The organism is Nonomuraea sp. NPDC049504, from assembly GCF_040676845.1.
GTDB lineage: Bacteria > Actinomycetota > Actinomycetes > Streptosporangiales > Streptosporangiaceae > Nonomuraea > Nonomuraea salmonea.
This window is the reverse complement of sequence record NZ_JBFAPT010000008.1, coordinates 131824-153709: the sequence shown is the minus strand read 5'-3', so window position 1 is coordinate 153709 and position 21886 is coordinate 131824. Positions and strand designations below refer to the sequence as shown.

General features: G+C 70.1%; 19 protein-coding genes. 9 read left to right on the top strand and 10 right to left on the bottom strand.

All coding sequences use genetic code 11. The features are described 5' to 3' along the window. The first annotated feature begins 1 nt into the window (after nucleotide 1). Both AB0K28_RS17590 and AB0K28_RS17585 read left to right on the top strand, forming a co-directional pair. Nucleotides 2-682 carry a hypothetical protein gene (locus AB0K28_RS17590; RefSeq protein ID WP_364370824.1) on the top strand — a complete coding sequence of 227 codons (681 nt, stop codon included), beginning with the start codon at nucleotides 2-4 and terminating at the stop codon, nucleotides 680-682. Beyond that, nucleotides 574-1038, top strand: a complete 465-nt coding sequence (locus AB0K28_RS17585) for a hypothetical protein (protein WP_364370821.1) — start codon at nucleotides 574-576, stop codon at nucleotides 1036-1038. Before AB0K28_RS17590 ends, AB0K28_RS17585 begins: the two co-directional genes overlap by 109 nt. A gap of 47 nt (nucleotides 1039-1085) precedes the next feature. Here AB0K28_RS17585 and AB0K28_RS17580 read toward each other — a convergent pair whose 3' ends face one another. The 4 genes from AB0K28_RS17580 to AB0K28_RS17565 form a co-directional block, all read right to left on the bottom strand. Next, complete coding sequence (locus tag AB0K28_RS17580; RefSeq protein ID WP_364370818.1) at nucleotides 1086-2726, bottom strand: chitobiase/beta-hexosaminidase C-terminal domain-containing protein; 1641 nt, start codon at nucleotides 2724-2726, stop codon at nucleotides 1086-1088. Nucleotides 2727-2795: 69 nt separating this feature from the next. Further along, a complete protein-coding gene (locus AB0K28_RS17575) occupies nucleotides 2796-6734 on the bottom strand; it encodes a ThuA domain-containing protein (protein WP_364370815.1) in 3939 nt (1312 codons plus the stop codon). A gap of 105 nt (nucleotides 6735-6839) precedes the next feature. Then, a complete protein-coding gene (locus AB0K28_RS17570) occupies nucleotides 6840-7814 on the bottom strand; it encodes a multicopper oxidase domain-containing protein (RefSeq protein WP_364370813.1) in 975 nt (324 codons plus the stop codon). A gap of 744 nt (nucleotides 7815-8558) precedes the next feature. After that, nucleotides 8559-8789 (bottom strand): hypothetical protein, encoded by a 231-nt coding sequence (locus AB0K28_RS17565; RefSeq protein ID WP_364370810.1) that lies wholly within the window; start codon nucleotides 8787-8789, stop codon nucleotides 8559-8561. A gap of 22 nt (nucleotides 8790-8811) precedes the next feature. Here AB0K28_RS17565 and AB0K28_RS17560 point away from each other — a divergent pair, with 22 nt between their 5' ends. Both AB0K28_RS17560 and AB0K28_RS17555 read left to right on the top strand, forming a co-directional pair. Next, nucleotides 8812-9390 carry a carboxylesterase family protein gene (locus AB0K28_RS17560; protein ID WP_364370807.1) on the top strand — a complete coding sequence of 193 codons (579 nt, stop codon included), beginning with the start codon at nucleotides 8812-8814 and terminating at the stop codon, nucleotides 9388-9390. Between the two features lie 85 nt (nucleotides 9391-9475). Beyond that, on the top strand, nucleotides 9476-10357 hold the full coding sequence (locus AB0K28_RS17555) for a TIGR03854 family LLM class F420-dependent oxidoreductase (protein WP_364370804.1): 882 nt from the start codon (nucleotides 9476-9478) through the stop codon (nucleotides 10355-10357). A gap of 3 nt (nucleotides 10358-10360) precedes the next feature. On the opposite strand, the gene AB0K28_RS17550 is transcribed toward AB0K28_RS17555, so the two are convergent. The 4 genes from AB0K28_RS17550 to AB0K28_RS17535 all read right to left on the bottom strand — a co-directional run bounded on the left by AB0K28_RS17550 (nucleotide 10361) and on the right by AB0K28_RS17535 (nucleotide 13350). After that, nucleotides 10361-11626, bottom strand: a complete 1266-nt coding sequence (locus AB0K28_RS17550; protein WP_364370801.1) for an MFS transporter — start codon at nucleotides 11624-11626, stop codon at nucleotides 10361-10363. After that, nucleotides 11623-12354 carry a hypothetical protein gene (locus AB0K28_RS17545; RefSeq protein WP_364370798.1) on the bottom strand — a complete coding sequence of 244 codons (732 nt, stop codon included), beginning with the start codon at nucleotides 12352-12354 and terminating at the stop codon, nucleotides 11623-11625. Before AB0K28_RS17545 ends, AB0K28_RS17550 begins: the two co-directional genes overlap by 4 nt. After that, a complete protein-coding gene (locus AB0K28_RS17540) occupies nucleotides 12351-12833 on the bottom strand; it encodes an alpha/beta fold hydrolase (protein WP_364370795.1) in 483 nt (160 codons plus the stop codon). Before AB0K28_RS17540 ends, AB0K28_RS17545 begins: the two co-directional genes overlap by 4 nt. Nucleotides 12834-13062: 229 nt before the next feature. Next, nucleotides 13063-13350, bottom strand: a complete 288-nt coding sequence (locus AB0K28_RS17535; protein ID WP_345388576.1) for a DUF4287 domain-containing protein — start codon at nucleotides 13348-13350, stop codon at nucleotides 13063-13065. A gap of 101 nt (nucleotides 13351-13451) precedes the next feature. Here AB0K28_RS17535 and AB0K28_RS17530 point away from each other — a divergent pair, with 101 nt between their 5' ends. From AB0K28_RS17530 to AB0K28_RS17510, 5 genes are all read left to right on the top strand, one after another. Then, complete coding sequence (locus AB0K28_RS17530) at nucleotides 13452-14099, top strand: winged helix-turn-helix transcriptional regulator (protein ID WP_364370792.1); 648 nt, start codon at nucleotides 13452-13454, stop codon at nucleotides 14097-14099. A gap of 100 nt (nucleotides 14100-14199) precedes the next feature. Beyond that, nucleotides 14200-14631, top strand: coding sequence for a hypothetical protein (locus AB0K28_RS17525; RefSeq protein ID WP_345388582.1), 432 nt, complete (start codon nucleotides 14200-14202; stop codon nucleotides 14629-14631). Between the two features lie 218 nt (nucleotides 14632-14849). Continuing rightward, nucleotides 14850-15323: a PASTA domain-containing protein gene (locus AB0K28_RS17520; protein WP_364370789.1), complete on the top strand. Its 474-nt coding sequence runs from the start codon at nucleotides 14850-14852 to the stop codon at nucleotides 15321-15323. Between the two features lie 168 nt (nucleotides 15324-15491). Continuing rightward, nucleotides 15492-15644 carry a hypothetical protein gene (locus AB0K28_RS17515; RefSeq protein WP_364370786.1) on the top strand — a complete coding sequence of 51 codons (153 nt, stop codon included), beginning with the start codon at nucleotides 15492-15494 and terminating at the stop codon, nucleotides 15642-15644. 139 nt (nucleotides 15645-15783) lie between these two features. Then, complete coding sequence (locus AB0K28_RS17510) at nucleotides 15784-16464, top strand: DUF998 domain-containing protein (RefSeq protein ID WP_364370783.1); 681 nt, start codon at nucleotides 15784-15786, stop codon at nucleotides 16462-16464. A gap of 315 nt (nucleotides 16465-16779) precedes the next feature. Here the strand turns inward: AB0K28_RS17510 and AB0K28_RS17505 are convergent, their stop codons facing one another. Together AB0K28_RS17505 and AB0K28_RS17500 are read right to left on the bottom strand one after the other, a co-directional pair. Continuing rightward, nucleotides 16780-20133: an alginate lyase family protein gene (locus tag AB0K28_RS17505; RefSeq protein ID WP_364370780.1), complete on the bottom strand. Its 3354-nt coding sequence runs from the start codon at nucleotides 20131-20133 to the stop codon at nucleotides 16780-16782. Nucleotides 20134-20221: 88 nt separating this feature from the next. Next, nucleotides 20222-21853 carry an extracellular solute-binding protein gene (locus AB0K28_RS17500; RefSeq protein WP_364370777.1) on the bottom strand — a complete coding sequence of 544 codons (1632 nt, stop codon included), beginning with the start codon at nucleotides 21851-21853 and terminating at the stop codon, nucleotides 20222-20224. Nucleotides 21854-21886 lie beyond the last annotated feature (33 nt).

Below are 21886 nucleotides of genomic sequence, written 5' to 3'. Positions count from 1 at the left end.
CGTGACTGATCACGCGCTTCTGGCGGAGCTGCACGCGTCACTCGATCAGCGGCGGCGTCCCGAGGACATCGCCGAGCTCGTCCTGCGCGCGGAACCGGGCCTGACCGATCGGGAGCGCGAGCTGCTGGAGCGGGCGGCGGAGCACTCCGGCGCGCGGCGCGGGTACGCGACCTCGATGAGCGAGGACTTCGCCCGGCCCGTGGGCGGGGCGCGGCAGGTGGCGGCGACGGCGCGGTTGTTCGAGGTGCCCGAGGAGGCGTCCACGGTGGACGGCGACCGGCCGGACGCGCTCATGGGGTTCGCCGCACGCGTGGGAGACGAGGTCGGCTGGCTCACCGGGCACGGCGACTTCCTCGACGACCGCCTGGACAGGGCCGAACGCGAGGCGGCCGGCATCGAGGTGTCGAAACGGCAGTACAACCGGCGCTTCCGGGCGCTGCGCCGGCTGGAGGCCAAGGCCGGCACGCTCCGCCGCGAGCAGGACAAGAGACGTCTGACGCTGCTCGGCCGGTCCGGGTTCGCGCCGTGTTCGCCGCGATGGACAGCGTCTGGTTCGCCGTCCTCGTCCTGTACGTGCCCGCGGTCCTCGGCCTCCCGGCCTGGGGTTACGGCCTGCTGCTCGGCGTCGGCGCGATCGGCGGCCTCGCGGGAGGCGCCCTGGCGGCCCGCGTCACGCGCCTGATCAGCCCGGCGGGGGCGCTGGCCGGGTGTCTCGGCTCCGCCGCGATCGGGCAGCTGATGATCGGCCTCACCTCTTCCCCCGTCGTGGTGGCCGGGGGCCTGATCGTCACAAGCGGCGCGTTCGGCGTCTGGGCCGTCGTGGCCCGCACCACGCGCCAGCGACTCACCCCGGCCGACATGCTCGGCCGGGTGAGCAGCGCCGCGATGACCGCGGTGATGAGCGCCTCCCCGCTGGGCGCCCTCCTCGGCGGCCTGGTCGCGGCGGAGTGGGGCTTGAGAGCTCCGATCCTCGTGGGCGTCCCGGTCCTGACGGTGGCCGCCGCCGTCTGCTTCCTCACGATGCGCGAGCGCGGCTGAGCCGCGCTTCCGTCCGGCCCCGGGACCCCGGGGCCGGAGCTCGAAAACTACTCGGCGGCGGGTTCGACGATCATGAAGGGGGCGGTGCCGACCGCCATGTTCCCCGCCTTGTCGGTGGCCCGGTACGACAGGACGTGCGCGCCGGGCTGGTCGACCTTCAGCGGCTTCGTGTAGACCGCGAACGGCTGGCCGTCCAGCGAGTACTCCACCTTGTCCAGCCCTGAGCCGACGTCGCTCGCCGTCAGCGTCACCGTCGCCGAGCCCACGTAGTTCCAGGCCCAGTCCTGGGTGCCGGTGAGCGCGGCCGCCACCTGCGGCAGCGTGGTGTCGTCCTCGGGAGAGACCACGGTGAACCGCAACGTCGCCACCGGCGAGGTGTTGCCGGCCCGGTCGGTGGCCCGGTACGCGAAGGTGTGCGCGCCGGGCTCGGTGACCGACACCGGGGACGGATATTCGGCGTAGGGCTCACCGTCGAGCGAGTACTCCAGCGTGGCGACCCCCGACTCGGTGTCGCTCACCGAGAGCATCACGGTCGCCGAGCCGACGTAGTTGCCCGCCGAGTCCTGCTGGCCCGAGAGCTGCGCGGAGACCTGCGGCGGGGTGGTGTCCCCGCCCTGCGAGGCCGCCACGGTGAACGTCACCGAGCCCACCTCCGAGGTGTTGCCCGCCTTGTCGGTGGCACGGTACGACACCGTGTGCTCGCCGGGCTGGTCCACCGGCAGCGGTTCGGTGTACGCCGCGAACGGCTGGCCGTCCAGCGAGTACTCCACGGTGTCCACGCCGGAGCCGGCGTCGCTCGCCGTGAGCGTCACCGTCGCCGCGCCCACGTACTGGCCTTCCTCGTTCCTGTCGCCGGTCACCTCCCCGGTGACCTCGGGCGGCGTGGTGTCGTCGCCCTGCGGAGCCGCCACGGTGAACGTCACCGAGCCCACCTCCGAGGTGTTGCCCGCCTTGTCGGTGGCGCGGAAGGTCACCGTGTGCTCGCCGGGCTGGTCGACCGAGACCGGGGCGGTGTAGGCGGCGAACTCGCCGCCGTCGAGCGCGTACTCGACGCTGTCCACGCCGGACTCGGTGTCGCTTGCCGAGATCGTGACCGTCGCCGCGCCGACGTAGGCGCCTTCCTCGTTCTGGTCGCCCGCCACCTGCGCGGCGACCTGCGGCGCGGTCGTGTCCTCGCCCCCGCCGTCGGTGACGACGAACTCGCCGACCATCTGGCCATGTCCGGGGATCACGCAGGAGTAGCGGTACTTGCCGGGGGTGAGGTTCACCTGGGCGACGTGCCGGCCGCCGTCGGCGTCGAAGGGGCTGGCGATGATGTTGAGGTTGACGTCGTGGTTGTAGCCGGGGGTCGAGACGTCGAAGGTCAGCGTGTGCGTCATGCCGGTCGTGTTGCCGGTTGCCGTGCTGTTCTCGAAGACGATGGTGGCGGGGCCCGCCGTCGCCGATTCCGGCGCCGTCTTGTACGCGGTCATGCTGTCGTCGGCGGTCCAGGTCAGCACCTGCTCCGCGGCCTTCACGGAGACGGCCTGCACGGAGACGGCCTGCACGGAGACGGCCTGCGGACGAGGCTGGACCTCGGCCTGGACGGAGGTGAGGAAGAGCGCGGGAAGCGCCACGGCGAGCAGCACCACCGCGAGCCGCGGCGCCGTCACCGCTGCCCGCACTCGACGTAAGAGGGAGACATGCATGGGTCGATGCACCTTTCCGAGCTGGTGGGGGGTGCCGGGCGCAGGGGGGGACGGCGCCCGGCACCCGGCCTAGAGTTCGCGCACGCGGATGTTGCGGAAGTCGATCACGTCGCTGTCGCCGTGGTTCTGCAGCCCGATGAACCCGCTGATGAACTGGCGCAGGTCCGTGGGCGGGTCACCGGCGCGCGACGACGCCTTCCCCGGCGTGTTGTCGAACTCGCTGATCACCGTGCCGTTGCGGATGATCGTGTAGTGCTGGCCGACCACCCTGACCTCGTAGTCGTTCCACTGGCCCTTCGGGGTCACCCCGGCCCGGCTCAGGCTGTTGGACGAGAAGTTGTAGACCGAGCCGGTCTTCTGCGGCTCGCCCGTGTCGCCGTCGTAGATCTGGATCTCGTGGCCGCAGAAGATCGCGACCCACGCGGGTGACGTGCGCGCCGAGCCGACCGTGCCGCAGCTTCCCGCGGGACGCTGCTCCAGCGGGGTCCTCAGGTCGGGGAACCGGACGAAGACGCCGCTGTTGGCGCGGGTCGTGCCGGGCGAGCTGTCACGGAACTGCAGCCGGACCGAGAAGTCCGCGTACGCCTTGTCCGCGTACCACAGCATGCCCAGGCCGCCCGAGCTGCGGATCGTGCCGTCCGGCTGGAGGGTGAACCGCCCGGACGGCGCCTGACTCCAGCCCAGCAGCGACGACGCCGTGCCGTCGAAGATGGGCTCGTACCCGCTCACCTTGCCGACCTCCGACTGGCGGCCGGCCTTGCGCAGGGCGTCCGCCTCCTGGGCGGTGACGACGCCGTCCGCCAGGAGCTGGTCCACGACGGCCTGCACGTGCTTGACGAACTGGTTGTGGTTCTTCCACTGGCGCTCGTCGTCGATCAGGTCGTTGATCGTGCAGCCGCCCGCGACGACCTTGTTGCGCACGCCGGTGAGCGTGTCGAGGAACTGCACCGTCGGCCTGGCGTCGGGCGCGCCGCAGCCGACCGTGACGACGATCTTCCCGGTGGACTGCTCGCCGTCGGCGTAGGTGACCTTCAGCGTCGCCTGGTAGACGCCGAAGCCGGGGTAGGTGTGCGTCGGGGCGGCCTGCGTGGACGGCTCGCTGCCGTCGCCGAAGTTCCACTCCCACGCCACGCCGCCGGCCTGGGCGCTGGAGAACGTCATCGTCCTGGGGTCGGCGTTCTGCCGGGCCGGGCGCACCACGGCCGCGCTCGGGTCCGGCGTCGCGGGGCCGCCCTTGTAGGTGATGCGGATCAGCTTCTGGTTCGGGTGCAGGCTGAAGAAGCCGTTGCCGTAGTCGAGCATGTAGAGCGCGCCGTCGGGGCCGAACTTCGCGTCCATCCACGACTGGAGCTGGTTCGCGCCGGTGCCGCCCGGGATGATGTGCCGCAGGTCCTCGGCGAACGCCGGCCGGCCCGCGTCCTTCGCGGTCTTCGGGTCCACGGTCACGGCGATGCGGTTGTTGCTGTTGCCCTCGTCGCCGATGAACCACTTGCCGTCCCAGTACTCCGGCCACGCGACCCCGCTGGCGGTGTCGACCAGGGAGCGGTGATAGGTCGGGCCGGACATGACCGCCTGGTTGCCGCCCTTGAGGTACGGCATGGTGAAGGTCTCCTCGCCCTGCTGGTACGACGGGAGCCCGCTGCCGTCCTGCCGCTCGGGGTAGACGGGGCCGCCGCCCTGCGGCGAGTACCAGATCATGTTCTTGCGCGCCGGCGGGATGTCCACCAGGCCGGTGTTGCGGGGCGAGGTGTTCTTGAGGTCGTCGCAGTCGTACCAGTCGGCCGGCTGTGTGGCGTCGCTGTTGCTGCGGTCGCGGTAGGGCTGCTTGTCGCCCATGCAGTACGGCCAGCCCTGGTTGCCGGCGGAGGTGAGCACGGTCGCGGTCTCGTACTTCGCCGGGCCCCACGTCTCGCTCGGGCCGAAGGCGTCGGGGCCGACCCAGCCGGCGGTGATCCAGTCGTTCACCTTGTCCCACTGGAGCCGCGCGATGTTGCGCACGCCCATCACCCAGATCTCGGGGCGGGTCTTGCCGCCGCCCTCCTCCTCGCCGGTGAACAGGTTGCCCTCGGGGATCGTGTAGGTGCCGTCGGGCTCGGGGTGGATGCGCAGGATCTTGCCGTTGAGGTCGTTGGTGTTCCCCGAGGTACGCCGGGCGTCCTGGAACGAGGTGCCCTTGTAGTCCTGGGTCCAGTTGTTGCCGGAGTAGCCGCTGGACCCGCCGGAGGAGTTGCTGTCACCGGTGCCGATGTAGAGGTTGCCGTCGTCGTCGAAGGCCATGCCGCCGCCCGCGTGGCAGCAGCTGTGGATCTGGGTGTCCCACGCCAGCAGGTCCTTGCGGCTGTCCAGGTCGATCGTCTGGGTCCGCGACTCGTAGTTGAATCGGGAGACCGTGCGCTTGCCGATGCGCCGGTCGCGGTCGATCGAGGCGTGCGGCATCCAGTAGACGTAGATGTAGCCGTTCTCCGCGAAGTCCGGGTCGAGCGTGATTCCGACCAGGCCCTCCTCGTTCTTGACCAGCTCGTCGCCGCTGCCGCGGTTGCCCATGACGGGCAGCGTGGCGAGCAGCTTGACCTGCTTGGTGCGCGGGTCCCACTGGTGGATGGTGCCGCAGCCGAGGCCCACCTTCGGGTCGTTCCAGTCGGGGACCGGGCCGGTGGCGCAGGCCGCCTTGCCGATGAAGAAGACCTTGCCGTTCGGCGCGACGGTCAGGCCGTGCGGCTCGCCGATCTGGTCCATCTGGCCCTGCGCGTTCTGCCCGGTCAGCCGCTCCACGGCGTAGTTGGAGGCGATGGTCGCCTGGCAGTCGCCCCTGACGATGCCGGCCGCCCACCGGATGGCGCCGGTGAGGTGGGTGCGGAAGTGCTTGTCGGCGTAGCTGTCCGCGGTGCCGCCCATGCCGGTGTAGAAGGACCGGCCGCCGTCGTAGTCACGGCACCAGGAGACCGGGTGGAACGCGCCGTTGCCGTCCATCTTCGGGTTGTACGTCCACTCCTCGACCTGCGCGATCGTGTGGACCTTGCCCACCGGGTTCGGGCTCCAGCTCAGCCACTTGTCGGTCCGCGACAGCGTGAGCGGCAGCCCCTCGTTCGCCGGGTGCCGCCGGTCGACGATGTCCACGGTGGCCTTCTGCGCCTTCGGCTCGGGCGGAGGCGCGGCGTCGGGCCCGTACAGCCGCAGCTCGGCGAGCTGGATGAGCGGTTCTCCGCTGTTCGCGGTGATGTCGAGCCGGTAGTACTGGTACGCCGTGTCGTTCTCGAACTCGTAGTCCTTGGTCTGGAACCGCTGGGGGAAGGTCTCCCCGCTGCGCTTGTCGAGATCCGTCCAGGTCGTCCCGTCCTGCGAGCCCTTGAGCGTCCAGTCCTTCGGGTCCCGGCCCGCGAAGTCGTTGGCCGAGGTCAGCGCGTAGTGCGCGATCGCGACCGGCTCCTCCAGCTTGCCCTGCACCCACGCGGTCGGCGTCCTGGCCAGCCACTTGGTGTCGTTGTCGCCGTCGAACACCTTGTCCTTGGTCTCGTTCGGCGGGTTCTCGCCGCTCGCCGCGCTCTCCGTCACCTTCTCGGCGATGGGCAGGGCGCCGACGGGGCGGGTGCCGATCAGCTCGGTGAACCAGGCCGAGTCCACCTGCGCCTTGGCGGCGTCGCGGATGCCGACGAACCCGCCGCCGTTCCTGATGAACGTCTGGAAGGCGGCGAGCTGCGCCTCGTCCAGGGTCACGCCGTTGGCGGACAGGAACACCACGCCGCGGTAGCGGGCCAGGTTGTCGGCGGTGAAGACCGCGGGATCCTGGGCCTCCTCGACGGTGAACCCGTTCTTCTTGCTCAGTTCCCTGATCGCGGTCACGGCCGTCCGCACCGGGTCGTCCTGCTGCGCGGCCAGGCCGCTGAAGACCAGCACGCGGACGGCGGCCTTCTTGGCGTCCGGGGCGGCGGGGGCCTGGGCCAGGGCCGGCGTGACGGCCGGTGGCGCCAGGCCGAGCACCAGGACGGCGATCGACAGCGTTGTCAACACGCGCCGCCAGAAAGATGATCGGGACGGTAAACGGTCTGTTCGACCCATCGTCGCTCCTCGGGATCGAGAGTGGCTCGGGATCTGTCGCGGATGTCGAGGGTTCTTCTAGTGGCCTGTGTGACCGTCGCCGGACTGACCTGGCACGTTCCCGTTCTCGTCGGTCACCTTGAAGATGCCGGCCATCCCCATGTCGGAGTGGCTCTGGACGTGGCAGTGGTACATCCACGCCCCAGGCCCGACCCGCTCGCCCGCGATCAGCTGGAAGCCGAACGACTCGGCGGGCCCGCAGATCTTGGTGTCGATGATCCGGCTCGGGTCGTCGGCGCTCTCCAGCATGCCGGTGCGGTTGTCGGCCCAGCGGTGCCCGTGGATGTGGAAGGTGTGGTAGAACTCGCCGTGCGTGATCACGATCCACTCCACCCGCTCGCCGGCCTTGGCCACGAACTCGGGGGCGTCGTGCGCGGGGCGGTTGTTGATCATCATGTCGTTGAACACGACGGTGAACGTCTTGTCCGGCCTGACGTCCTTCTTCCGCCGGACCACCAGCGGGCCGTAGAGCCCCTGCCGGATGCCGACCGTGCCGTGCGGGGTGCCCACCACGTGGTCGTGGTAGTGCCAGTAGCCGGCGCTGCCCGGCTCGATGCCGGCGCCGCCCCCGCGCTTGCCCTGCGCGTGGGTACGCCAGATGTAGGTACGCCGGCCGCCGGGCTCGACGACGCCGTCGTTCAGCCGGGTGCCGTCGCTGGCCACGTCGTAGTCCACGCCGTGGACGTGCAGGCTGGCCGCGACGTCGAGGGTGTTGACCATCTCGATCTCCAGCGTGTCGCCTTCGACCATCTCGATGAGCGGCCCGGGGATCGTCGCCTTGCCGGGCTCCAGGCCGTAGCCGAGCTGGCCGTCCGGCAGCCGCTCGGCGTACAGGGTGATGCGGCGGACCGCGCCCGCGGCCGGGCCGGCCTGGGACGACGCCGCGGTGGGTTGCGTGGTGACCAGGGGTGCGAGGGCGGCGGCCGCCGCCGAGGTGGTGAAGGCACGCCGGGAGAGCAGGTTTTCGGCCATGCCGCTACGTACTTCGGTCATGGTTCCCCAATCGGTGACGCTTGCGAGGGTTTTGTGCGGTGCTCGGGGCGGGGGTAGTTAGACCGATCTTCGATCGAAGTACGCGCCATTTCCGGCGAAATGTCAAGAAGTAACACCGAAAGCGTCAGAACTTCAGCTCATATCCGGCTAAGGACGGGCAGGTCATCGGCGTTAGGCCGATGCTCACTCCCTGTGTCCGTCGTACGAGCGAGCGACTCGTCCGACAAGTGGCCGGATGCGGCCATTTGGGGCGGGTGTGACGCAGCGTATCGGCTGATGGCGACTGCTTCGATCACACCAGTGCCGAAACTGGTGACTGGACAACGAGTGAGCACGGGTGTTATCAATGGGCCCGAAGCGATCACTTTATGCAGGCTTTATACCGGCCCCTTCCCCGGCGCAATGTCCTGAGCTTGGAGTGGTGATGGTGATCAGTATGCGTTCGCGCGTAAGCATTCACGACCTGCGCATTCCGGGTTCTGATGATCGCGCTGTGTGATCGTTCAGAGGCGTGCGAGGGTGCGCCGGCTCCGGAGCGTCAGGCGGCGGCCGGGTCGGGCGGCATCCATGGGCTGCCGAGGGGTGCGTCGCGTAGGACAGCATCGGTGGCGTCGTAGTTCTGGTAGCGGTCGTGAAGATCACATCACCCATGGCCCGATCCATCGACATAACGGACAATCACCCAACCACTCGAACCGCTACATCGGCCCCGGCGTCGTCACCGGCGGCGGTCGCTACGACGGATCATGACTCCGTGAGATTCGCGATCTTCGCCAACGCGCGAAGCCCTTCCAGAACTTCGGCCGAGGTGGGCGCGTTCGCCGGATCACTGAGGCTCTGGATCATCACACCCGCCATCAGTGCCGTCTGGATCATGCCGAGCGTGCGGGCAGAATGGCGGGAGACGGTCTCCTCCGGCACGCTCTGCAGGATGGCGGCCATGCCGCGCCAGCCTTCGGCGACGCCGTCGGCCACCCTAGCTCCCAGGTCGGGGCCCATGCCCGCCAAGGACTACAAGCCCGCGGTCAGGCAGGCCTACGGCAAGCAGGTTGATGCCGTGCTGAAGCGCTACCCGCTGAAGGCCTCCGCGGGGCAGACGCTCGCGGCAGTGAAAACCGACTCGATCTGGTCCGCACCGACTCTCGACACCGCCCGAGCGCTGTCCCGCTGGACCTCCACGCGCATGTTCGAGTTCGCCGAGCAGAAGACCCCTTGGTACGCGGGCTATCCCAAGCCCAGCTTCCCGGCCGCCGCCCAGCACATGGCCGAACTCCCGTACCTGTTCGACCTAGCCCTGTTCGACGAGCTGTCGCCCCGACAGGCCGATCTCAGTGACCGCCTGATTGCGGCCTGGACCCGCTTCGCCGCCACTGGTGACCCCAACGGCGGTGGCGAGCGAGTCTGGCCTCGCCTGCACGACGACCGTGGCCAGGCCGGCTGGCACGTGCAGTCCCTGACGTCCCGGGCACTGGAAGCGCGCCGACTTCGTCAAGGACCACCACTACCGCTTCTGGAGTGTCGGCGACACCCGATCGCACCGGGCCTGAACGCTTACGTTCGCGCGTCTTGTGGGTGATCACTGGGCCGGCCCTCAGGCGGCCGTACGGGAGTCACGCGACGTCACCGCCGGCGACGTCGCTGAGGGCCGCGATAATGGGCCGATGAAGGTACGCATCGGGATCGCGCCGCCGCCGGGAGACACCCCTCACCACCTCGCCGGGCTGGCGGAGCGAGCCGAGGCCCTCGGGATCGACTCGCTGTGGCTGTCGGAGCTGGTCCAAGGGCCGGCCGTAGAGCCGCTGGTCGGCATGGCGTACACGCTGGCCGCCACCCGCAAGCTCAAGGTCGGCACGGGTGTGATGATCCTGCCGGGCCGCCACCCGCTGCGGGTGGCCAAGCAACTGGCGTCCCTGGCCGCGCTCGCCCCCAAGCGCGTGCTGCCGGCCTTCGGCCTGACCCCGGCCAGACCCGCCGACCGGGAGGCGTTCCCCGTCCCCGGGCCGCGCGGCGCGGTGTTCGACGAGTCGCTCGAACTGCTGAGGCTCCTCCTGAGCCAGGAGAAGGTGACCTTCCACGGCGAGTACTTCACCGTGCAGGACGTCGGCATCGGCCCTCTCCCGCCGAAACCGCTCGACATCTGGGTCGGCGGCAGCGGCGAGCGCGCCCTGCGCCGCGCCGGCCGGCTCGCCGACGGCTGGCTCGCCAGCTTCCTCACTCCTGACCAGGCCGCCGCGGGCCGTACGGCGATCGCCGCGCATGCGGCCGAGGCCAGCCGCGAGATCGAAGCCGACCACTACGGCACCAGCCTCGCGGTCGCCACCACCGAGATCCCCGCCACCGCGCTCGACGCCATCGCCAGACGCAACCCCGGCGCCGACCCCGCCGAGATCGTCCCGGTCGGCTGGCCCGCAGCCCGAGCGATGATCGAACGCTTCGTCGAGGCCGGCATCACCAAGTTCGTCGTCCGCCCCGCCACCCCCGTGCCCTCGGCCGAACGCTGGCTCGACGACTTCGCCACCCACCTCATGCCCCTGCAGACCTGAGCGTCAGGACGCCCTGGCCGGGTCCTCTCCGGGGGCCGCCGCTTCGGGTGCCACCCGCCTCCACGCGCTGCGGGCCACCCCGAACGCCGCCCACCCGGCCAGGGCGAACAGCCCGGCCAGCACCAGCCACCCCGGGCTCCCCCACCCCACGACGAACGTCGTCATGAGCAGCGGCCCCAGCGCCTGCGCGCTCGCCGTGCCCGCCGCCATCGCCCCCTGGTACTCACCCTGGGCGTCCTCGGGCATGAGCCCCACCGAGACCCCCCACGAGCCCGCGACGTAGAGCAGCTCGCCGATGATGTGGATCGCGCCCGCGACGAACAGCAGCACCATGGTCAGAACGCCCGACGTCCCCGCCGTCGTCGCGAAGACCGCGCAGGCCAGGGCGAAGAGGAGCCCGGATCTGACGCTGGCGCGCCCCGCTCCGGGCACTGTCTCCGCCGACCGGGAGAACCTGACCTGGAGCAGCGCGATCGCGGCGGTGTTGGCCACGAGGATCGCCCCCGACGTCCAGCGCGGCGCGTCGGTGTGCTCAGCCACCCACAAAGGGATGCCGACCGAGAGCATGGACCAGTTGACGGTCAGGACGCCGAACAACCCCGCCAGGGTGAGGTAGCGGTGATCCCTGAGCACCCGCCCGGAGCCACGCCGCCCGCGCCGCCCGCGGCCGCCCTCCGCCCTGGGCAGCCGGCCGACGAGCAGCGCCGCGAGCAGATACGCCAGAGCCGTGCCGACCAGCATGGCGGTGTAGACGGGCCGCGAGTCCACCTGGATCACGAGGGCGCCGGCCCCGGCTCCTGCGGCCATGCCGACCTGACTGACGACGCGGTACTTCGCGAGCGCCGCGATGCGCTCCCCGCCGGGCGCCAGCGCGGTGATCAGCGCCGTCCTGACGCCGACGCTGCTCTCCCCGGCCACCGCGGCCACGCAGCCCACCACGATGAACGACCAGAAGCCGGTCACCCCCAGATAGAGCAGGAACGCCACGGCGCTGATCAGGTAGAGGACGAGCAGGCTACGACTGAGCCCGAACCGGTCGGCGACCATGCCGACGGGCGTGGTGGAGCCGATGCCGACGACGCCCGCGACGAGCGCGCCGACGCCCACCTGGGCCGGGGATAACCCGATCGAGCGGGTGTAGAACAGGACGAAGGACGCCAGCCAGACGCCGCGGCCCGTGTTCGTCAGGAGGGCGATGGCCAGCAGCCGCCCCAGCGGCCCGGAGAACAGCCCGCCCAGCAGCTCCCGCGGCCGCGTCCAGATGCTCACGAGCCGCAACCTGCCCACGAAGGCACCCCCCATGCCCGGGATCTCCGCGCCAGGAGGCCGTTCACGACGTCGTCCGGCCGGCGAAGACAGACCGGCTTGGGCTGACCGGCGATCGCGGCGTACAGGTGACGCGGGAGCGCGAGCCGCCGCCGCAGCCGCTGGACGGCCAGGAAGGCCGCCGCGTGCCCGGCGCCGCGCAGGTCGGCCGCCCCCGCGAACGGGCGCAGCGCGCGGATCTCCGCGAACATCCAGCGGTACATCATCGCGCCGGTGAACAGCATCGGATCGGCGTCGGCGGCGAAGCGAGGATGCCGGGCGAGCTCCTCCTCCGCGGCCCAGCCGGTGGGCCGGCCGGGGGGCACCGTAGATGTACTCCTGCAGCGCGACAGCGGGCCCTCGACGAACCCGGTCGCCGTCATCACCGCGTACCGGAAGGAATCGCTCAGATCATCGCCGTGCCAGGCGTCCTCGAGCAGCCAGTGCAGCCGTTCGAGGCCGTCGCCGCTGCCCAGCATCTTGCCCGGGCTGCGGAACCGGGCGACGCCGAGCCGGTCTCCGTCGGGCAGCCGCACGTCGTGCGCGGCCAGGTGGTCGGCGATCCTGCGCACCCGATCGACGTCCTCGGGGTGGCGCCGGTAGAGGGCGGCGTTCTTGGCGGCCACCCGAGGGTAGAGGCGGGCGTACACCTCGCCGGCGGTCGCCGTCAGCGGCGGCACACCGCCGGTCACCAGGCAGCCGGCGAGTCCTCCGGCGCCATGGACAGGTACGTCATAGTGACGAACCCACCGTAACTCTGCCCCAGCGTCGTCCACGGACGGTCACCCGCGAGCCTGCGCCGGACGATCTCGGCGTCCGCCACGATGCTGTCGGCGCGCAGCCGGCCGATGTACGTGGCCAGCTCCGCGTCCGACCACCCGGCTGCCGCCCGCGCGTGCAGCGGGGTGCTGCGGCCGGTGCCCCGCTGATCCAGCAGCAGGACGCGGTGGGTGCGCAACGCCACCGTCAGCCAGGCGGGCGCCGGCGGCCGCGGTGCCTTCGAGCCGGGCCCGCCGTTCAAGAAGCACAGCCACGGCAGATCGTCGCTCTCCCTGCCCGCGGCCACGACCTCGCGGGCGAAGACCTCGGTCTCGGGTGCGCCGTCGACGCCGTGGACCAGCGGAACCGGGATGACGTGATCACGGAAGACGATGCCGGGGAGACGGGGCATACCTCAGGACCTACAGCGGAGCGCCGTCCGAGACCGCATGACGGGCTTCCCGTGCTACAACGGCCCGCACACCGAGCCGCGCCAGGACAGGGCGTTGATCATCCACCCCACGTACCGCCGGCGGGGATCGACCGGGTGACCAAGCCGCTCAGCAACCCGATCCCTTCCGTCCTGGCGATCAGAGCCTTCCTCCGGGCCTGAGCGCTCCGCCGGTCCCAGCGGCAGCTCGTCAGGGGCGGTTGTTCTTGCCGTCCAGCCAGAGCGTGTCGGACTCGTCGCGGTGGGAGCCCGAGCTGCCGACGTGCTTGGCGTCGATCTTCGGCCCCTTCTTGATGACGTGCACCAACGCCATCGCGTGTCCACGTCCGAGCCCATAGTCCTGCTTCAGCCAGTCGACGATCACTCCGGCCTTCACTGACGGGTCGTCGAAGCCGCGTTCCTTCGCCAGAGCGATGAACTCACGTGGAGTCAGCCCGGTCTTGGTCTCGATGTTGTCGAGGTAGGCCTGGAACGACATGCGCTCCTCCATTCTGTACGACCTGTCACGATCTCGCGCCAGGATAGCTTGTCTTTTACAAGTACGCTTTGTCAACTGAAGCATGGGCTAGGATCTGCATCATGGCGTCTCGGGAGTACGGACAGTTCTGCGGCCTGGCCCGCGCGATGGAGATGGTCGGCGAACGGTGGAGCGTGCTGATCATCCGCAACCTGCTCATCGGGCCCCAGCGCTTCACCGACCTGCACAAGGGCCTTCCTGCCATCCCGACCAACATCCTTTCGACCCGCCTCAAACAGCTGGAAGAGGCGGGCCTGGCCACCCGCCGCGCGCTGCCGCACCCCGAGCGCGCCGTGGTCTACGAGCTCACCGACTACGGACGCGACCTCGAGCCCGCGCTGGTGGCGCTGGGCCGCTGGGGCGCGCGGACACTCACCGAGCCCCGCCCGGGCGAGCTCATCACCGCCGAATCGGTCGCCATGTCCTTCCACACCACCTACCGACCGGAAGCAGCCGGAAAAATCACCGCCGGCTACGAGATCCGCATGAGGGACATCACGCTCCGCCTGCAGATCACCCATGGAGAGCTCACCGTCGGCATCGGCCCCCACCCCTCCCCCGACCTCGTCATCGAACGCCTCACCGGCCACCCCATCCGCGAACTGATGAGCGGCAGCAAGACTCCTGACGACGTACTCCGCGAGGGCAGCGTACGTACAGAAGGCGACCCCGCACTGCTCGACCGATTCGCCGAGATGTTCCGCTTCTGACGGGACAGGCCCTGACCTTCAGCGCTTCAACGCGGACTCAACAGATCTTCAACGTCCCCTCGGCCATCCTTCGTTCATCGACGGACGCGAAGGAGCGAGGATGATGCGACGCTGGATGGCCGCCGGAGTGGCGGCCGGGCTGCTGATGGCCGCCGTGCCCGCCCAGGCGCAGGCCGCCGCCGCGGGTCCCGTCAACTACACGTGCGGGCCTGGCATCAACGCGCACAAGGGCATCGAAATGACCGCCACCCAACGCGGCAACGGGGCGTTCGCGGTCCTGGTCAAGTCAACGAACAGGCCGTACAAGGGCCAGAACGTCTTCTGGGTCCACGGCGGGCAGCTCCGCGAAGGCGACCGGATCTCTCTCGACTGGGGCGACGGTTACGGCCACGGCTACCACTCCTGCCACGCCAAGGCCAAGGGAGGAGGAGCCCACACCCGCGGCGTGAACCAGCCGAGCGGCCGCTGGTTCCGCGCCTGCCTGAAATCCAGCAACCGCTGGACGTGCACCAAGTGGTTCAACGTCGCCTAGCCGCCGACCGATCACCGGTGCGCTGCCCCGCAGCGCGAAGACGACCATGAAGGTCGGGCCATGTCCGATCACGATCAGGAGCTGCAGTGATGAGAATCAGCCTCCTTGCACTCGGTTTGCTGACCGTGCCCGCGCTCGGTCTGGCGGCCTGCTCTGGCGGAGCTTCCACGGGAGCGGGCGAGGCGAGCAGTGCAGGATCGCAACGTCCGTCCCCCGTCTTGCCCTCCTTCAAGGGCAAGACGCTCGACGCCGTCAGCGGCGAACTGGGGCGCTCCTGGCCCGCCTATGCCACCGCGTACAAGGCTCTGCCCGACGGCCGCCTGTTCGACGGTGAGTCCTACTCCGGCACCTGGATCGTCTGCACCCAGGTCGAGGACTCTCAGGCCAAGAAGGTAGAGCTCGGCTTCCTGCCTCCGCAGGTGCCCTGCCCGCCCGATGGCCGCGTCACCCATTGGCCCGTCGTGCCGAACTTCGTCGGCAAGGCCGGCGACGAAGCGAAGCAGGCCGCCCTGCAGCTCGGCTTCCCACTCGTCAGCAGCCGACCCATCGTGATCGAGGGATACGACGACGGTTCGCACCTCGAACGCACCGTCTGCACCCAGGACCCACCCGCCGGCCAGAGCATGCGCCAGCACTACGGGACGACGCTGACGCTGCTGGTCGCCGACAGCAAGGGGACGTGCACCCCGTAGCCGCCTTCCCGGGCTACGGTTCTCGCAAGACATATTAGGGTTGACTTATATAAGTGATAACTGGGATTGTTGGCCTCGTGCAGTCACTCGACGTGTTCGGCGACGCGGCCGGGATCCCCTGTGTCCGTACGACGCCGGCCCCGCACCACCCGGGAGGTCGGCATTCAGATGGAGCGCTTTCGCCGGTTCTGGAGCTGGTGCCTGGACGCGCTGGGCACCGAACTCGCGGGTGCCCGGCGCGAGCACCACCACCCGCTTGACGAGCCGCCGGGCGCATATGGCCGGCCCGGCTTCAACGATGAGGAGGAGGACGACGAATGATCGACAGTGACCTGCGAAACGGCGCCTCCACAGCCGCCGCATTACCCGTGCACCACTTCGTTTCCGAGACCGGCGGGGACGGCGGCAGATGACCCCGCGCGCCACAAGTCATCTCGTTCTCGTGAGAGGAACAGGCCACATGACCGGCGACCTCACCACCCCAGCGGCCGGCAGGGCGACGCGGACACTGCTGATGTGCGGCACCCTCGCCGGCCCGCTCTACATCGTCGTGCTCCTGCTGCAGATGCTCACCAGGGACGGGTTCGACATCAGCCGGTACCCCGCCAGCATGCTGAGCAACGGTGACCAGGGCTGGATCCAGATCGCCAACTTCGCGGTCAGCGGCCTGCTGTTCGTGGCGGGAGCGGTCGGCCTGCACCGGGCGCATGACCCGGCGAGCCGGGGCGGCATCTGGGGGCCGCGGCTGGTCGGCGTCTTCGGCGCCGGGATGGTCGCCGCCGCCTTCTTCCCCGCCGATCCTGCCGACGGCTTTCCGCCTGGGACGCCCCTCGGCACGCCCACGAGCATGAGCACGCAGGGGATGGTGCACCTGCTCGTCTCCGGGGTCGCCTTCCTCGCGCTGGTCGCCGCGTGTTTCGCGTTCGGCCGGCACTTCGCGGCGACCCAACGCCGCGGCCGGGCCGCCCTGAGCAGGGCGATCGGCGTACTCTTTCTCGCGGCCTGGATCTCGATCTTCGTGATGCAGGGCTCCCGCATGGCCAATGTCGCCTTCGCCCTCGCCATCGCGCTCATCATGACGTGGACGTCGCTCCTGGCCGCATACCGGCTGACTCGGCTCCGCGCGACGGCACCCGCCTGACCATCTCTGCCATGGAGGGCCGCTCCAGTCCACGGCGAGTGCCCCGCCGGCCTCCCCCGACCCGCACCACATGACCGTCGATCACCTGGGCGACCTGGAAACCCACCCCTGGGACGCCTGAACGGACCACCCACCGCTGAACGAGAGCCGGCCCCCAGTGTTCGGGAGGCCGGCCTCTCAGCAGTACTCCGCAGTCACCTGCGCACGGAACTCCTCGTCGGTGACGACCGCGTCCCCGTAATGATCCACCTCACCGTGCGGGTGCCCACGCTCGTCCTGAAGCGGCGAGGGCACCTGCTCGTGGCAGGGGCGGGGCTAGCGCCCCCCGCAGGACCCGGCGACGGTGAGGTTCTCGAACGAGGTCTTCGTGGAGGCGTAGAGCCCGACGCCGCCGCTGCGTACAACGGTGTCGCGGCCCTTCAGGATCTCCTCGCCGTTCAACGTCATCGTGATGCGGTCGCCGTGAATCGCCGCGCCCAGTCGCACGGGACCGGTCAGCGGGTCGCTGAGATCTGCCTTGGCCACGATGACGGGGCCGGACGCGTGGGCCTCGCGGATGATGCTCGCGTACCGGTCTCCGTCGCTCGTCCTGCCGATGTGGATCCGGTACCCGTACGCGTCCGTGCTGTCCCGCAGTGAGATGCCCGCGTTACCGGCGGCGGGTCCCTCGAGCGTGAGCGTGGTCTCCACGGCGTAGTCGCACGCGTCGGAGAAGCGCTTCGGCAGGGTCGACTCGGCCAGGACGTGCGCCCGGCCGTCGGCCGGCGTGAGGCGCAGCTTGCCCGAGGCGACGGACACGGACCCGCTTATTCCTCGCCAATTGGCCTGGTCGAGTCCTTCCCTGATCACGATGTCGTCGAAGGTCGCGGCCCGCCGATGCGTGTAGGCGGCGGCACCGCCCGTCGGGAACCGCGTGTCGTCCGCGGAGATCGACGTGTCGCCGACCTTGGCGCTCAGATGCTTCCCGATCGCGGAGACGACCAGCGTGTGCGGGACGTTCGCGCCGCCCGGCAGTGCGGTCTCCGCGAGGACCTCGGTCTCCGAGTCGTCGATCTTCACGAGCTTGAGCGTCGCGCCCGACGTGGAGTTGAGCACTTCGGCCCGGTAGTAGTTGCGGGAATTCTGGTAGCGGAACGCGAGACCGGTACGGGAGGTCGTCTGGCCGCGCGCTCCGGGAACGACGTCCGCGGACATGACCACGTCATCCGGCACGTCCTGCAGCGCCGCGAACGAGACGATGTCCGCGGTCGAGGTCTGTGCCAGCTGTCCGCCGCTCACCGCCCAGGTCCCCTGGACCGGCGTCCAGCCGCCGAAGGACCCGTCGAAGTCATGGACGGTGCGGTCCAGGCCGGCGTCGTCGAACTCGTCGTCGAGCACGGGCGCCGGGGCGAACTGTTCCTGCAGTGACACGGTGACGAGGTCGCCCGCGCGGGTGAACGCGGTCGGGGTGCCGTTCACCGTCACCGAGGTCGCGTTCGGCGCGTGGAGGGAGAGCGTGCCGGTGAACGGGTCCCCCATCGAGATCCGGGCGGTCGTGCCGCTCAGCTCCACGCTGACGTCGGACACCGGTGCGGACGCGCTGATGACGGTGCTGTTCGCGTCGGTCAGCGACGTCCCTCTGGTCAGCGCGTACCTGGTGAGCCCGCCGCCCGAAGCACGTTCGAGGTACGCGGTCTCGGCGTTGGTCGTGGCGGCCCCGAACGTCCGCGACGAAGGGTTCGCCTCGCGCGACAGGTAGAAGCGCCCGGTCGCGCCCGGCATGGCGATCTCCATCGCCGTCGCCGTGGAGTGGCTCACGCCGGACATGGCGATGCGCTTCGCCGTCACCGAGGGCGCCGCGCCGGCCGGGCCGGGAACCACGACCGTGTCCAGTCCCGTCGCCCCGCTGGAGGACCAGTCGTACGACAGGAAGTCGACGTCGGTGAGCACCCGCTCGCCGACCCGTACGGCGCCATGGTTGTGGACCCTGGGGGTCACCGCGGCGCCGGACGTCGCCACCGGGATGAGCCGCACCCCGGCGACGGGCGCGGCTCCCGGCACGGTGTCGAACCCGACCGTGGCGGCCTTGGTCGTCGAGTTGACGGTCACCGGATCTCCGGGGAAGTGCCAGAGTTGCCGGTACTTGTGCGCGGCGGTGTCACCGGTGAGGGCGTCGGAGACCACCCAGAAGCCGGGCTTGACGAAGTAGACCACGCGATCGTGCTCGACCGGCCGGTAGCCCATCGCCGCACCGCGGTAGATGTCGAGGCCCGCGTTCGAGCGCCACCGCGACGTCGTGCGGGGAACGCTTTTGGCCTGTGGCTCCCCGTCGACCTCGACGGTGTTGTGCGCCTCGGTTTGACGGCGCATCCACTCGTTCGTCGGAGTCGCGCTGTAGTCCCCCACCCCGGAGTCGACGATCAGCGGACGCCCGTACGCCGCCATCACCAGGCTGAGGTCGTCCGGATGCCGATGCGAGGCGGTGTAACTGGTGTTCTGGTTGTTGATCAGCATGTAGCGGGCGTCGGCGTCCCACCCGGAACGCTGCACCGCGAAGCTGATGGGGAACACCGTGGACGACAGTGTCGGGACGGTCCCCTGCGTCCGGCCGGAGGCGACCCAGGTGAAGTCGGACCAGGAGTTGCGGACGCCGCTCCTGCGGATGGCCGACGTACCCGCGGTGTCGTTCGGCGTGTCGCCGATCGCCGCGGGTTCGAGGTTCGGCTGACGGGTCGCGAACAGCGAGTCCGCGATCCAGTCCGCCCCCTGGACGAGCGCGTCAGGAACGGCCCGTCCGTTGCTCTGCGCGAGTGCGATGACGGAGTTGAGCATGTCCGCCACGTACGCCTGATAGTTGAACGCCGGCTCGCGGTACACCCCGTCGCCCTTCAACCACGTGCGCAGGAACCGCTCGGCCGAGCGCATCGCGAACCACTCCCAGCCGGACGCTGCCGAGAACTCGGGCAGGAACACGGCTGCCGCGTGGACGGAGCGGGCCATCGACATGTACCAGTTGTTGCCGAAATGTACTGGCAGCACCCCGACGAGGTAGTTCGTCGTGGCGTGCACGCCGGACAGGTACGCCACGAGATCGCCGGCGTCGATGCCGGGATCGGCCCTGAACACGGAGAACGTGCTGACCAGCTGGGCGAGCCGCTTGGCCGCCGACAGGTTGCGGCCCTGCGGCCAGCTCTGGTTGTCGGCGAAGAAGTCCAGCGAGATGTCCATCCACGCCTTCGCGTACGCCGCACGCTTCGCCGGGTCGCTCTCGGTCAGGTAAGCGGAGGCCAGTTTGGGCATGAACGTGAAGTCGCTCATCAACGTCTGCGCGCCGCCGGGGGCGGTCTGTGTCCCACCCCAGAGGTCCTGCCAGTCGACGTCGATCCGCTGCTCGGCGCTGTCGTAGAAATCGCGGGTCTGGGAGCCGAACCGGAAGATCCCCGCCGCGAGCTCGTCGGGGCCCGAGTCGCCACCGCCCGAGCCCGCGGCCGGAGCCGGGTACTGGACGCCGGTGCGGCCCGCGTAATAGACCTTGAGCTCGCTCGCGGCGCCCGCCTCGTCACCGGCGGCCAGTTCGGCCGCCACCGCGCCGAGCTCCGGGCGCGTCAGGTCGAGCAGCCGGCCGAGGTCCGACATGTCGGCGACGGCGGCACCGGCCGGCGACAGGAACGCCGCCACCAGAGCCAGCACGACCGCCGCACGTGCCCGGCGACGCGTGTACCGACGTAACCTGCTCCGTCTCACCACTGGTTTCTCCCTACCTTCGTGCGAATCCACGTCAGCCACCCGCCTGCTCCTCGTACTCGGCCTTGATCTTGTCGCCCACCCGGTCCATGTACTTCTTGATGGCCGGCTGCCACGCCGAGACGGGCTTGTTGCCCAGCTGGATCTCCAGCAGCACCGAGTCCAGCTCCTGCTGCTCGCTGGCCGCCTTGCTGGCGGCGGTCTCCGAGTACAGCCCGAGCGTCGGGTCCTCGACGGCGAGCGGGACGCCGGCGACCTGGTGGTCGTGCTGGTCCTGGACGGCCTGGCGGTTGCCCGGCTCGTAGATGACGGGCGATGCCTCGGCGAGGTAGCGCACCGGCAGGAACAGCTGGCTGCGCCCGGCCTCGGTGAGTGCCGGATCGGCGCCGTCTCGGGTGAACGTCTGGCCCTCGACGCCGTACCGGAGCGCCAGGTACTCGCTGCTGCCGAAGGGCGCGCACAACCAGTCGAGGACCTTGAGGATCTGCTTGATCCGGTTGGCGTCGTCGGTCCTGGCGATGGCGGTGAAGCTGGACAGGGTCGGGCCGGGCGTGCGTACCCGCGTCCCCTTGCCGTCGCGGGTGGGCGAGAGCATGCCGGTCAGGCGGAAGCCGGGCACGTCCTTCGCCTGGCCGTAGAACTTGCCCCACCCGGCGTACCCGCCGATGGTGAACGAGGTCGTGCCGGCCAGCATCCACGCGTTGCGCTTCGTGTTGGGCGCGCCCGCGTGGTCGGGATGCACCACTCCCGACTTCACCAGCTCGACGGTGTCCGCAAGGGCCTGGATGAACTGCGGTGTCGTCCCCGAGTGGGTGAAGACGCCGCCTTGGGCCTGCCAGACGCCGACGCCGCCGGGCCAGTTGCCGGTGATCCCGTTCATCTCGAGGATCGTGTTGAACGGGATCTGCCCGAACGCCCACCGACCGGCCCGCTCGTCGGTCAGCGCACGCGCCATCTCCTTGAACTCGGCCCACGAATCGGGCTGGAGGCCGAGCCCTGCCTTCTCCAGCAGGTCGGCCCGGGTGTAGAGCACCGTGCCGATCCGGGCCCGCGGCACGGGGACGCCCCAGATCCGCTGGTCGTAGACGGTGCCGCGCCAGGCGTCGGTGGGCAGGGCGGCGAGGTTCGGGTAGGCGAGGACCGCGTCACCTGACAGGTGCTCGGTGAGGTCGGTGAACGTCGCCTGCAGCATGGCCGGCATCTGCTGGACGACGCCCTGGACGGCCACGATGTCGGGCACGTCGCCACCGGCGATGGTCGTGGCGACCTTGCTCTTGTAGTCGGTCGAGGCGACGTACGTGATCTTCAGCTCGGTGCCGAGCTTGCTGTTGAGGTTCTGCCAGTAGGGGTTCGAGCCGAGCGCGGGGGCGATCGGGTCATAGGTGTACGTCAGTGCCGTGACGGCTTCACCCCGCACCGGCTGTGCTGCGGCGCTGGAGGTGGCCGGGTAGGTGAAGTATCCCGGCGACACCCCGGCCGGCTCGGCGGCCAGGTCGGGCGCGGCCACGGTGACGGGCTTGTAGGTGGGCAGCTTGAGCGACCCGGCCGGGCTGTTCGAGCCGTTCGGCGAGCTCGGGCCGCCGTCGCCGCAGGCCCCGAGCAGCGGGGCCAGCCCCGTTGCCGCGCCGAGTGCCAGGACGCGGCGGCGGCTGAAGGTGGGTGCCATGACGTCTCCTTGCCACACTGCGCGGACGACCGG

Coding starts and splice junctions, on each gene's coding strand:
- AB0K28_RS17580 (WP_364370818.1), bottom strand. CDS start 2,726: ATGCATGTCTCCCTCTTACGTCGAGTGCGGGCAGCGGTGACGGCGCCG.
- AB0K28_RS17570 (WP_364370813.1), bottom strand. CDS start 7,814: ATGACCGAAGTACGTAGCGGCATGGCCGAAAACCTGCTCTCCCGGCGT.
- AB0K28_RS17560 (WP_364370807.1), top strand. CDS start 8,812: ATGCCCGCCAAGGACTACAAGCCCGCGGTCAGGCAGGCCTACGGCAAG.
- AB0K28_RS17555 (WP_364370804.1), top strand. CDS start 9,476: ATGAAGGTACGCATCGGGATCGCGCCGCCGCCGGGAGACACCCCTCAC.
- AB0K28_RS17540 (WP_364370795.1), bottom strand. CDS start 12,833: ATGCCCCGTCTCCCCGGCATCGTCTTCCGTGATCACGTCATCCCGGTT.
- AB0K28_RS17535 (WP_345388576.1), bottom strand. CDS start 13,350: ATGTCGTTCCAGGCCTACCTCGACAACATCGAGACCAAGACCGGGCTG.
- AB0K28_RS17530 (WP_364370792.1), top strand. CDS start 13,452: ATGGCGTCTCGGGAGTACGGACAGTTCTGCGGCCTGGCCCGCGCGATG.
- AB0K28_RS17525 (WP_345388582.1), top strand. CDS start 14,200: ATGATGCGACGCTGGATGGCCGCCGGAGTGGCGGCCGGGCTGCTGATG.
- AB0K28_RS17515 (WP_364370786.1), top strand. CDS start 15,492: ATGGAGCGCTTTCGCCGGTTCTGGAGCTGGTGCCTGGACGCGCTGGGC.
- AB0K28_RS17510 (WP_364370783.1), top strand. CDS start 15,784: ATGACCGGCGACCTCACCACCCCAGCGGCCGGCAGGGCGACGCGGACA.
- AB0K28_RS17500 (WP_364370777.1), bottom strand. CDS start 21,853: ATGGCACCCACCTTCAGCCGCCGCCGCGTCCTGGCACTCGGCGCGGCA.